This window comes from Clostridium sp. CM042 (assembly GCF_055080995.1).
In genome coordinates, this window is sequence record NZ_CM143646.1 from 1,979,610 (window position 1) to 1,992,396 (window position 12,787).

General features: G+C 33.7%; 13 protein-coding genes. All 13 read right to left on the reverse strand.

Annotation, left to right across the window (positions count from 1 at the left end; all coding sequences use genetic code 11):
- Window positions 1-71: 71 nt before the first annotated feature.
- Entirely contained in the window at window positions 72-971 is a 900-nt protein-coding gene (citG, locus tag ACWJJ7_RS09335; protein WP_462961880.1) for a triphosphoribosyl-dephospho-CoA synthase CitG, read from the reverse strand.
- Complete coding sequence (gene citX, locus ACWJJ7_RS09340) at window positions 964-1,473, reverse strand: citrate lyase holo-[acyl-carrier protein] synthase (protein WP_462961881.1); 510 nt, start codon at window positions 1,471-1,473, stop codon at window positions 964-966. The genes citG and citX overlap by 8 nt, the downstream gene beginning before the upstream one ends.
- A gap of 6 nt (window positions 1,474-1,479) precedes the next feature.
- Window positions 1,480-2,523, reverse strand: a complete 1,044-nt coding sequence (gene citC / locus ACWJJ7_RS09345) for a [citrate (pro-3S)-lyase] ligase (RefSeq protein ID WP_462961882.1) — start codon at window positions 2,521-2,523, stop codon at window positions 1,480-1,482.
- A gap of 168 nt (window positions 2,524-2,691) precedes the next feature.
- On the reverse strand, window positions 2,692-4,230 hold the full coding sequence (gene citF, locus ACWJJ7_RS09350) for a citrate lyase subunit alpha (protein ID WP_462961883.1): 1,539 nt from the start codon (window positions 4,228-4,230) through the stop codon (window positions 2,692-2,694).
- A 50-nt stretch (window positions 4,231-4,280) separates the two neighbouring features.
- On the reverse strand, window positions 4,281-5,153 hold the full coding sequence (locus tag ACWJJ7_RS09355) for an HpcH/HpaI aldolase/citrate lyase family protein (RefSeq protein WP_462961884.1): 873 nt from the start codon (window positions 5,151-5,153) through the stop codon (window positions 4,281-4,283).
- 12 nt (window positions 5,154-5,165) lie between these two features.
- Entirely contained in the window at window positions 5,166-5,429 is a 264-nt protein-coding gene (gene citD, locus ACWJJ7_RS09360; RefSeq protein ID WP_462961885.1) for a citrate lyase acyl carrier protein, read from the reverse strand.
- 32 nt (window positions 5,430-5,461) lie between these two features.
- Window positions 5,462-6,019: a Fe-S-containing hydro-lyase gene (locus tag ACWJJ7_RS09365; protein ID WP_462961886.1), complete on the reverse strand. Its 558-nt coding sequence runs from the start codon at window positions 6,017-6,019 to the stop codon at window positions 5,462-5,464.
- A gap of 24 nt (window positions 6,020-6,043) precedes the next feature.
- Window positions 6,044-6,886, reverse strand: a complete 843-nt coding sequence (locus ACWJJ7_RS09370; RefSeq protein WP_462961887.1) for a fumarate hydratase — start codon at window positions 6,884-6,886, stop codon at window positions 6,044-6,046.
- 96 nt (window positions 6,887-6,982) lie between these two features.
- Window positions 6,983-8,224 carry a methylaspartate ammonia-lyase gene (locus tag ACWJJ7_RS09375; protein WP_165414720.1) on the reverse strand — a complete coding sequence of 414 codons (1,242 nt, stop codon included), beginning with the start codon at window positions 8,222-8,224 and terminating at the stop codon, window positions 6,983-6,985.
- A 52-nt stretch (window positions 8,225-8,276) separates the two neighbouring features.
- Window positions 8,277-9,734 carry a methylaspartate mutase subunit E gene (locus ACWJJ7_RS09380; RefSeq protein ID WP_462961888.1) on the reverse strand — a complete coding sequence of 486 codons (1,458 nt, stop codon included), beginning with the start codon at window positions 9,732-9,734 and terminating at the stop codon, window positions 8,277-8,279.
- Between the two features lie 20 nt (window positions 9,735-9,754).
- The gene (gene glmL, locus ACWJJ7_RS09385; protein WP_462961889.1) at window positions 9,755-11,149 is read right to left on the reverse strand and encodes a methylaspartate mutase accessory protein GlmL; all 1,395 of its coding nucleotides are present in this window, start codon (window positions 11,147-11,149) and stop codon (window positions 9,755-9,757) included.
- Between the two features lie 20 nt (window positions 11,150-11,169).
- Window positions 11,170-11,583 (reverse strand): methylaspartate mutase subunit S, encoded by a 414-nt coding sequence (gene glmS, locus ACWJJ7_RS09390; protein ID WP_462961890.1) that lies wholly within the window; start codon window positions 11,581-11,583, stop codon window positions 11,170-11,172.
- 34 nt (window positions 11,584-11,617) lie between these two features.
- Window positions 11,618-12,601 carry a GntR family transcriptional regulator gene (locus tag ACWJJ7_RS09395; RefSeq protein ID WP_462961891.1) on the reverse strand — a complete coding sequence of 328 codons (984 nt, stop codon included), beginning with the start codon at window positions 12,599-12,601 and terminating at the stop codon, window positions 11,618-11,620.
- Window positions 12,602-12,787: the final 186 nt, after the last annotated feature.

The following is a 12,787-nucleotide window of genomic DNA, read 5'->3' on the forward strand; positions in this document are numbered from 1 at the left end:
ATATTAACGACTTCATATGAAGATTTAGTCTCCCACTGAAGTTTTCTCTTTGTTATAGTATATAACCCCTCTTATAGAAGACGGAGACTTTCCTTCTGAAATGTAGTTAAAGTACTCAAATATTCCTCTACAGAATTAAAGAATACAGTTACGGCTAGCAAATCTGCTGATCCTCCCGGACTTATGTTGCTTTTTATAAATTCTTTGTCCAGTTCTTCTACTGCCGTTTTACCACTTTCTGTAGCCATTCCGCCTAAAGAAATTATATGAATTGCCTTTTTCTTTACTTCTTTTAACGTATCCATCGAATGTCTGTGAAGAACATTCGAATCCTCACAATGTTGCATAATGGATATGAGAGTATGTATTAATCTATTATTTAATTTTTGAGCCTTATTTTCCTTATATACTCCAAGAGAATAATCAAATACTAGTGGTATACCTCTCTCTACTTGCCCCCTTATTCCTTCTACATTATATTTTAAAAATAATTTTTCTCCATAGCTTGTGGCTTTATCTTTATTCATATAAAATAATTCATCCTGAACAAGCCCTCTAGTCATTTGCTTTATTATATTTTGAATTTCCCCAAAACTTTTCTTATCATACATCCCTTTGGTCACGGCTGCACAACTTATACCTAAGAGAAAAATCATACCTTTATGAGTGTTTACACCCTTTGTAGCCTTAAACATCTCTTTTTCCGCTTCTATTCCAATATTTCGAATAGCCTTAAATATTTCTTTAGGGGTTCTCTTTGAGTATCCCTCCTGCGCAAATAACACCATATACTTACTTAGAGCCGAGGTGCTTTTAATAAAAGAATAGTGATCCATATCTATATGAGCCCCTTTTGATATAGATGATACTAGTCCGGGTGACGGATATGCAGCCACTTCACATAGCATTGCTTCAATTGCGTACCCTGCTATAACAAACGCTTCATGGGATATTAAATATTTATTATTCATAAAATTTCTCCCCATATTCTGCAAATCTACTTTTAATAAATTCTTCAACTTCTTCTTTGTTGTGTTTTTTACTTCTTACACAATTATGAGCTATGTCGTCACAAATATAACATTTTCTCATATTTAACCCGAAATCTCTCCTACTAATACCTCTACCTTTTTCATCATATACATCTAAGTCTACACATCTTCCTAAAATGTGATTATCTTCTAAATTAAGTGTCATTGATTTAATATCCCTTGCTTCCTTATTTATGCACATAATCACAATGGGACCTTCTGCAGTTGTAACTATTTTTTTATAATTAATAGAATCAGAAAGTATTTTACAAATTATTTGATCCATAATCACAGTTATTTCTTGTGAGTAATGATTGTCCTTATTTATGCCTGGATAATTAACCCTAACAACCAGTATTGGCATTTTATATCGCTTCACTAGTTCTTCTTGATAATCAATTCTTTTCTCTCTTGCTAGCAATATATCTTCTGCAGTATACATATCATATTAATGTGGAGAATCGCTGAGCCTTATTCTCTCCATTATCTCCCTTCCTACCAAAGTATTTAAAAATTCCCATGTTGAACTAGGGACTATATTCTTAATATCATCTATTTGTTCTTCCTTGATTAATCTTCTAACCTTTGAAGCACTGATAATGTCTCCCATAAGAGCTTTTCTTTTTACCTCTACAACTTCTACCCCATAGGTGGGTAGTATTTCCTTTAAAGCCTCATTATAAGAATTTGTAACGATGCAATAAGGCTCTTCTCCTATAAATCTCTTAGTTATATTTAAAGTTTCACAAAAATATCTTCCAAAAATCAATGCATCGAGTGTTGTATATGCCTTTAGTATTACATCTTCTTTTCTTAAAAAATAGGATGGAAAAGTAGCCTCCGAAATAATATATTCTCCACCTTTAATCACCCGTACATTATGCAAATGGGAAACGCCTTCTTTAACCATAGCATATCTATAGATAAATGGGAATGAAGATTTATCTTCTTCAACTATAAATACCAGGACTTCTGTGCTTTGCCTCGCGGCCTCTTCTATTAAATACTTATGTCCTAAGGTGAATGGATTGCAATTCATAACGATTGCTGACTTGCGAGTATTTTCATCTATATCGTATTCCTTTTTCATATCATATAAATACTTTTTTATATCATATATTCCACTTTCAAGTAGAGCTACATTTTCTATTTTATGTATAAGTTTGTACCCAAGTGACGTAAATATATCTGTGTTTTCTACCTTAGTAAATATAAAACTATGATAAATTCCTTCCTCAAAAAGCTTATCCGATAATGCTCCCATCAATATAGCGGATACCCCTTCTCCTCTTAAATCATCTGAAACTGCAAAACATTTAAACACGTTTTTTGACTTAGAGCAAGTTGCTTTAATCTCTTCATTTTTTCTAATAACAATGGTATAATCCACATTATCATCAAGTAGTAGCTCAAATGTTTGCAAAAAATCTTTTACTTTCTTTACCTCATCTTCATCCTTTAGATTAATTTTTTCAGCGTTAAATCCATACATAGAAATCCTCCTTATGAAAGCTTCTGGCACACCCTAAGACCTATTATTGCTACACTCTATTATATCTTTATTGCGCAATAAAATCCAATATATATAGTTTTACCATTTCACCATTTAATATAAATAAAATAAAGCTGAAAATTATTATTTTCAGCTTTATCTTATGCCTTATAGTGGTCTTCTAACCACATCAATCACCGAACCATCTCTATATTCTATAACTGCAACTATTTCCTGCGAAAGTTCAATTGCCTTTGGTTTACCTGTCATCTTTTCAGCTATTGCTTTCATCTCTTCAATCGTCATTATAGGAAGATTAGTTTTCTTTAATTTCTGGATTATGTCCGTCCTTCTTGGATTAACGGCTATTCCTCTTTCTGTTACAATAACATCAATGCTTTCTCCTGGAGTTGTTATCGTAGTTACACTATCCTTTATAATTGGAAGTCTTGCCTTCGTTAATTGTGTAACAATTATTGTAAGCTTAGCTCCTGCTGCTGTATCACTATGGCCCCCAGAGCCACCCATGATAGCCCCATCTGAACCAGTGGTTACATTAACATTAAAATTCGTGTCTATTTCTGTAGCACCTAAGATAACTATGTCTAGGTTATTTACAACTGCGCCTTTGTTATCTGGATTTCCATACATGGAAGCAGACATTCTTTGATGTTTATGAGTGCTTACATAAGATTGTATTGCTTGTAAATCAAAACACTGCACATCAAATAATGATCTAAATAATCCTTCTTTAAACATATCTACAAGATATCCAGTTATTCCACCTGACGCAAAGCTACCAACTATACCATTCTCTTTCATATACTTTCTTAATTCTGCAGCTACAGCTAAAGAAATCCCCCCTGCACCTGTTTGAAATGACATTTCATTTTTAACAAGCCCTGACGCAACCATAACATCATTCGCCATTTTAGCTATTTTAAGTCCCACTGGATCCTTAGTAATTTTTGTAGTACCTGATACTATTCCAGCTGGATCACCAATGGAGTCTACCTTCAGAATATAATCTGTATATATTTGACTTATTTCTATAGGGCAAGTAGGATAAGGCACCAAATTATCTGTTATTGCTACTACCTTATCTGCACACTGGGCATCTGATACTGCATATCCTAAGGCTCCGCAGGCTGCTTTTCCATATAGTCCATTAATGTTTCCATATGTGTCTGCTGTAGGTGCTGCAATGAAAGCTACATCTATGTGTAGATCTCCACTTTCTATTGCTCTAGCACGTCCACCATGGGTATGCATTATCACTGGTGTTTTTAATATTCCTCTGGAAATTTCTTGTGCCACAGGACCTGACATATAATTAGTCACTATTTTAGTAATTACACCGTTTTTTATGTGCCCAATTAAAGGCACATTGTTTGGGAATAGAGAGCTTGCTGCTAAGGTAATATTCTTTATTCCTCTTTCTGCGATAGCATCCACCACCAAATTCAATACATGGTCTCCATTTCTTAAATGATGATGGAATGAAATTGTCATACCATCCTTTAAGGAAACCTTCTCTAAAACTTCCTCTATACTATGTAAAACTTTTTCGTCACTAGGAGTTACAGAGCTTACTTTTACTTCTTTTTTTACTTTAATGCCAACATATTTAAATGCACCTTCGAAAGGGGTTACTTTTCCATAACCCTCTATATATTCAGGTATTTCCCTACCTAGTATATTTTTCATTACTATCACCTCAATTAACTAATCCACTAAAGTAGTTTTAAAAAAAGCTTTTATATAAGACCTAAAAGCTTTGCTAATTCTACTGTGTTTTTAGCTCTATTTATAACTGGAGCATCTACCATTTTCCCATCTAGGGAAAATACTCCTTTTCCTTCTTTTTCTGCTTCTTCCATAGCCTCTAGGACTCTTTTGGCGTGTTTTACTTCTTCTGAAGTTGGAGCATATACAGAATGAATTGTATCAATCTGTCTTGGATTTATTGCCGCTTTACCTGTGAATCCTAGGCTTTTAGCTTTAAACGTATCTTTTGATAATCCATCAAAATCATTAGTATCTGTAAATGGAGTATCAATAGAATCCACCTTCATTGCCCTGCATGCAATTGCTACTCGGTTTCTTGCATAGAAAACTTCTTCTCCTTCTTTGGTTCTTTTTATACCTAAATCTGAAGTTAAGTCCTCTCCTCCAAGTAAAACAGCTACTATCCTATGGCAAGATTTTATTATATTATAAACATTTTCAACTCCATAGGCTGTTTCCACTATTGGAATTAGCTTTATACTTCCCTTTGCAAACCCTTCCTGAGCTTCTATGTTTGTAAGTATTTCATTTATAGCCTTTAGTTCTTCTTCTGTAGCTTTTGGTATCATTAATGTATCTGGTTTAACTCTTGCAATTATATCAATATCCTTTTGTGCAAATTCAGTACTAAATGGATTTACCCGAACTACCACTTCTACATTACTATAATCTACATTTTTTATTGCTTCGCTTACCAAAATTCTAGCACTGTCTTTTTCTGTTAGACTTACAGCATCCTCTAAATCTAATATAATTGAGTCTGCGCCTAAAATTCCTGCATCCTGAAGCATCGCTGGAGTATTACCAGGCATAAAAAGCATAGTTCTTCTCAACTTTTTCATATACGTCACCTCTTATTGAGCTCTTTTTGTAGCTGTTTCTATTCTAGCTTTTATTGTATAGTTTAATGCACCTTTATCTTGAGCATTTACTATAATATTTTCTACTTTTAATTCCTTAAGTGTATCTAGTATTACTCTTTCTATTTCTTCTCCAAACTGTTTCATAACAATACTTTGAAGATTTATTTCAATACCGCCCTTAGGGTTTGGCATAATCATTACATATATATCGTTAGATTCCATTGTTCCCGCTTTGGATGGTTTATTAATTTCCATGGTATCACCTCACACTATAACTTAAATCAAATTTATTGTACACTTTCTAAATAAGCATTTTGTCCTTGTTTATATAGATTGTTACCTTTACTATCTATTACTACAACTATAGGTAAATCCTCTACTTCAAGTCTTCTTATAGCTTCAGAACCTAAATCCTCATATGTTACTATTTCTGCTTTTTTTACGCATTTACCTATTAGAGCCGCTGTTCCACCAATGGCTGCAAAATATACAGCACCATTTTTAATCATAGAGTCTACAACCTCTTGTGATCTTAATCCCTTACCTATCATTCCCTTTAAGCCTTTTTCTAAAAGCTTTGGAGTGTATGCATCCATTCTATAGCTTGTAGTTGGTCCTGCTGATCCAAGGGCCTTTCCAGGCTTTGCTGGAGTTGGTCCAACATAATATATGACTGAGTCTTTAATATCCATCGGAAGTTTTTCTCCCTTATCTATAAGGTCCACGAGTCTTGCATGAGCTGCATCTCTAGCAGTATATATAACACCAGATAATAGCACACTATCTCCTGCTTTTAAATCTTTAACCTTATCTTGCGTAAGTGGCGTAGTTATTCTTTTCTCCATAACATTTTCCTCCCCTTATCCTTATTATAACTCTTTACTCGCATGTCTTGCCGCATGACAGTTTATATTTACCGCAACTGGTAGACCTGCTATATGAGTTGGATAAGTTTCAATATTAACAGCTAATGCGGTAGTTCTTCCCCCAAAACCTTGAGGTCCTATACCAAGCTTATTTATTTCCTGCGTAAGCTCTTTTTCAAGTTCTGCATAGAAAGGGTTTGAGTTTGCCTCTTCAGTAGGTCTAATCGCTGCTCTTTTAGCAAGATTAGCTGCCTTATCAAAAGTCCCACCTAATCCTATACCTACAACTATTGGTGGGCATGGGTTAGGACCAGCTTCTTTTACTACTTTTAGAATAAATTCCTTAACCCCTTTAAGACCATCTGAAGGTTTTAACATTTTAATCTGACTCATATTTTCTGAACCAAAACCCTTTGGAGCTACAGTTATTTTAAACTTATCCCCTGGAACTATATCATAATATATAACTGCTGGAGTGTTATCTTTTGTATTTACTCTGTCTATTGGGTCTTTAACTACTGACTTTCTTAAAAATCCATCTTCATATCCTGCTGCTACACCTTTATTAATAGATTCGTAAAGGCTGCCTCCTACTATATGGACATCTTGGCCAATTTCTATGAATACACAAGTCATCCCTGTATCTTGACACATTGGCATTTTTTCATTTTTAGCTATATCTGCATTTATTAAAATCTTATCTAAAACACCTTTAGCTATATCCCAAGTTTCCTCTTCTCTAGCCTTTGTTAATTTATTTCTCATGTCATCAGAAAGATAGTAATTAGCATCTATACATAAATTTCTTACGGTTTTTGTTATTTCAGCTACATTTATTTCTTTCATTGTTACTCTCCTTTTAAATCAATATTTCAATATAGGAAAAGGGGAAAAGGCAGTTTAAATAAACCGCCTCTGAAAATCATCCCATATTTATTATGCTTATTTTTTTCTATTAACTAGAGCTACAACTCTATTCATTTCATTGTTAACTATCATGTAACCTTCATCTACACCCATACCTGGTTTTGCTAAGCATTGATCTGCTCCACAAGCAATAGCTATGTTTGTGCAAACTTCTGCAGATCTGTTAGTTTCGTTACATGTTCCACCACAGTATGCTCCACGGCCCTGTTTTTTGCAGTATAGTATTGATTCAATTATGTTGTTAACTCCACCTAAGTCTGGAGTTTTTATTTGAAGCATGTGGCCTGCTTTCTTATCAGCAAATAATACTACGTCTTCGTATGTGTTACACCATTCGTCTGCAACTAGTTCCACATTAATTTTTCTATTATCAAGTTCTGCTGTTAATCCAGCTAATGATTCAACTTGTCTTTCTCTATGCTCAACATCCATAGGTCCTTCTATCCTTAACTTAAATGGTTTTGCAGCTTCTTCGAGTGTTGCTATATAATCTGCCATAGCTTTTATATCATTATTAAAAGCTAGTCCTATTGTTCCATATACATCTATGTGGAATATTGGATTATAATTCTCGCTAGTTCTTATTTTTAATACTCTATTTTTTAACCATTCAACATAAGCGAGTAATTTTTCACCCTTAAGTCCTAATTTTTCTTCTACGTTGTTTATAAGTGCGTGAGGCATTACGTCTGCACCCTTAATTATCATTTTATCTGCACTAGCATATCTATCATCACCTGATTGTGTGAAAATATCAATTCTCTTGATATCTACTCCAGTTTTATATTCATCACGTACAATCTCTGCCATAGTTACTTTTTTAGCTTTTGCTACAGCGTCTAGAATAGCTTGAGTTATTCCGTATCTCATTGCTGTATGAAGTCTTTTACCGTTAACTAACATATGATCAAACTCTTCTGCAAGTGCTTTAAAGCTTTCTAATTCTCTACCTATTAACTTTGGTGCTATTTCTTTTTCTATAATTGGTATAAAATCTTTTGCAAGGAATAATGGATCTCTTCCACCTGCTCCTGAATATTGTACTGCTGCACAGTCTCCGTAAGCTACTTGACCATCTTCAAGTATAATCATTACTGATATTGATTCTCCTGCTTGTCTAATTGATGTAAATCCTTCTGTTACTGGCGCACCTACATATGTAAATCCATCATGGTCTGCACCTTTTTTTATAGCTCTTTGGTCGTCAAAATAAAATCCTGTTCTTCCTGTTGAACACACTACATCAATAATTTTCATAATATACACCTGTCCTTCTATAAATTTTTGTAACTTTGAATCATCTATACATTTATTTCTTTTGTGGTCTTCCTATAAGTACACCTTTTCCTACTGCAAATATATCATCTATAGTCATTTGAAAGCTTATATCCCTGTTTTCAAATTTTGCTCTATCTTCAAGTTTTTTCATATTGAAATTTTTCAATTCTTGTGTAAATGGTAGATTCCCAAATTTCAGGTATCTTATTGCTCCATTATTATCTCTTGCAGGCATCATTTTACCAGCATTATATTTACTTGGTGCAAATGGTACATCAATAATCCCCATTTCAAATCCTTTAACTGTTGCTATAGCTAAATCGCCTTTTCCGATTTCATACATCTTATCTAACATACACTTTGTTTCAGCCTTTATTACTTCTATCTCTGTTTGCAACTCTTTAGACATAGGCATCCTTTGGCCTTTTAATAAGTTTAAAGTCATCTTTGTACATCTTATTCCCATAGCATTAGCTTCTTTAGTAGGAATTCCTATAGCCTCATGAGGAGTTTTAACTATTACTTTTGTTGCTCCTGCAAGTGCTGCTGTTGCAGCTCCCGTAGCTATAACTCCAAAAGCTTTCGCTTCATCTTCAGGGAAGCCTCCCATCCATTGATGTAATACTGTAGTTAAATATATATCTTTATATCCATTAGCTTTTAAGTATTCGTCGCATTGCTCTTCTAATGCTCTTATAGCTGCAACATCTTGTATTAAATTTCCACACTGACCATATCCAACTGTAATATTTTTAACTCCTTGCTCTGCAGCAAGTAAAGCTTCAATTATTGCAATTGCATTTGACGTACTAGGTGGCACTAAAGTTCCTGTTAATGGTCCAAAAGGCTCTCTATTAAATGAGACTCCTTGTTCTTCATAAAAGCCAACAAGTCTATCACAATATTGCCAATCTGAAACTGATTTTGCTAAAGTTACATTTTTAGCATATGGAATATTGTAAGAAATGCCGCCTCCTTCATTTGAAGTCCAACCTGAAGCATGAGTGATTTCAGCTAATAATCTTCCATCTGGAGTTCCGTGTCTTGCTTGCAATGGAGAATTTACAGCTTCAAAAACTTTTCTACCACCTTTAACTCCATGATTAACTCCTGGGAATCCGTTTAGTAAAGATCTTCCTGCCTTTAAACTTTCTTGTATTCCAATTTCACATTCATCATATCTATTCAGTCTTGTATAACTATCTATTGTAGTTGGTAGTAAATCTGCTCCGCCTTGTTCCTCTAAGTGTTTTAATAATTCGATATGCTTATCAATTAACGCAACACCTGCTCTTGGTTGTGCGAGTGTTACTCCTTCTTCTTTAGCTTTTATTAATTTTTTTGCAAAGTCTTTATGCTCTGGAATTCTCTTGTTATATTCTACAGCTTCTTTTAAATCTACCTCTTTACCTGTTGGCCATTGACTTACTACTTCTTTTCTAACCTCAAAGAACTCTTCATCCGTCCATTTTTTATTTCTTAATTCCACTGAAATTACCTCCTAATTAATTATACTTTTACTAAATACTTTTTCATGATTCTAACAGCTTTATCTGGGTAATCTTGAGACAATAAACCCATTGCAGATAATATATAAGTTTTATCAATCAAATACATTGCATCCCGCGGCTTTAAATACGTTGGATTCTCTGCACTAAAGGCTCCCGCTTTTAAAATTCCTTGTGGATTATCACTATGTATTAATGCTCCACCTGTACCTATCATATACTTTACTTCCATAAGATCTTTTCCTGTTTGAGTGTACATAGCTCCCATAGGAGTGTTTGTGTGTTCTATAGTACCTACATGTCGCTCCATAGATATATCTGTGGCTACTTTCGCCATAGCCTCATCAAATTCTATTTCTTCCTTAGTTGTAGGAACCATTTTTATATGCTCTATTCTATATTTACAATTTGCTTCAATATCAATTTTTCTTTCTGTGTCGCCTAGATATTTCCTCATTTTCCTACTACCAGCTGCTTCCCTCAGAGAAACTGCTGAATATCTCATACCAAGATCACCTTCGACAGTTCGTTTTGCAAAAGGTTCTTCTAGACCTCTTGTTGTAACACCGGCCTTTGTAGGTTCTCCTTCTGCTATAGAATGCACATCTGTGGTTGCTCCACCAATGTCTATAACTACCAAATCTCCTAGGCCTTTTTCTTCATCACTGCCTTCGCTGAGTACCGTAGCCGCCTTTAGAACTGCCGCTGGCGTTGGCATTAAAATGCCTTTCACTAAATCCTCTGCATTGCTTAACCCTTTAGCATCTATTATTTTTTCCATAAAGACTTTTCTAATTTCTTCTCTGGCTGGCTCTACATTTAGTTTACTTAACATTGGCATTACATTTTTAGTAATGCTGAAATACATTTTAGCATCAGTGAATATTTGTCTTATTTCATCGCTTGCTACTTTATTCCCAGCTACTACTATCGGTAATTTAACTTCATTATCAGCTAGCATTTTTGCATTGTGTATAATGCATTCCTTGTTGCCACCATTAGTTCCACCTGCAAGAAGTATTATATCCAAGTCTGAATTTTTGATTTCTTCAATTTCAGTCAATGTTAATTCATAGCTATATACTTTTAATACTCTAGCCCCAGCTCCAAGTGCTGCTCTTTTAGCAGCTTCTGCAGTTAAATCTGGTACTAGTCCAATAGCAATCATCTTAAGACCTCCTGCAGCTGAGGAGCATGCTAATTTATTAATAAAATTAACATTTTTATCTTTCAATATTGGTTCTATTTTTGCATAGGCTTTTTCATAGCCAATCATTATATTGTCTTCGATTGTTGTTATATCTTTAGCCGTAGCAATTATTTCTTCTTTTGCTATATCTACAACAGTTAATTTCGTATATGTACTCCCAAAATCTACAAGCAAATATGCATCCACTTATATCACTCCTATTGATTTTATGATATTTTCAAATCTTCATTTAAATCATGTATTGTTGTTTCGAGTGTTGTTCCTGGTGGATATACTCTATCAAATCCCATTGCACTAAATCTACTGTGCACTTCTTTCCAATCTTGTTTTCCTACAACTATATTTCCACCTACAATAAGTAATATTCCTTTTAATCCTGCTTCATCACATTTTTCCCTCATACCTCTGCAATCGATTTCTCCTTGCCCATAAAGGGAAGATACTATTATTGCATCTGCATTAGTTTCAACTGCTGCATTTATAAAATCCTCTTGTGGCGATAGTACTCCTATGTTTATAACATTAAAACCTGCTTCCGTTAAAGCATAATCTAAAATCTTATTACCAACAGCGTGACAATCTGAACCTATTACTCCTAAAATTAAAGTCTTTTTTTCCATTTTTTAAAAGCCTCCTAAATAATTTTTTAACACATTATTTTTTGAACTTTATTTCAATAATCTTTGACCTAAGCGCTTTTACTGAGCCCTCATCTAGACTATATAGAAATTCAATTATTTCCTTATTATCTGAATTTGCACGTTTAACATCTCTATATCTACCTGGGGACACTATCAACACATCTGATTTTTGGATAATATCCTTAAGTTCATTGTCATCAGTAGTATTAGCATATATTATATCGACATCAGATAATCCTGCCTTTTCTAAAGCTCCCCTTATTTTGAATATAAACTCTTCAGAGATACATATAAAGCTAAACTTTGTATTTGCACCATATCTAGCTATCTTAACTATTGGTTCTAAATTTGGAGTTATAGAAACTCCTAAAATTTCTTTATTAAGCCCAGCAGTTAAATTTGTAACTTCATTAATGTGATTGAATGTGGTTATTATAAACTCGGCACTTTCAATCTTATCTTTAGTATCCTTGTCCATCTTTATCAAATCGTTTACCATTAAGAACATTACATCCATATTACTATTTTTACTAAGTTGCTTACTAAACATTTTAGCTTGTTCTATATTACACTCTACGTATATCGCTATGATTTTATCCATTATTTGTTTTTTTTCATTTACCCTTTGATTTACTAAATCTAGAAATTCTTCTGGTTTCATTCCAATTTCTAGTGCTTCCTCTAATCCTAAATCAATGAATTTCATTATCTTATTTTCGATATCTAAACTTTCCCAAGATATAGATTCTTCAACTACAAAAGTTCCCTTCCCTTGATAGGATTTTAACGCACCTTCTTGTTCCAAGTCGTTATACGCAGTGCTTACAGTATTTCTGCTTACTTTTAACATCGCAGACAATTCTCTTTCTGTAGGCATTTTTCTTCCAACCTTGAGAGTTCCTTTTTTTATTTCATCCATGATTTGCTTTTTAACTTGAATATAAAGTGGTATTCCATTTTTTTTGTTTATCTCGATGTTAATAAAAATTCCTCCCAAAGCATATTGGATTAATGGACTAATCCATTACAAGATTTATTATACTATATGGACCAATCCACTTCAATCGTTATTTTACGAGCATTTGGTTGTGTTATTCGTATTTTAGGGCAATTAGACACAATTATCTAACTTGTTCTTAGATTTAATACTATTTCCATGTAAACGTACCAATTTTGCATGTAA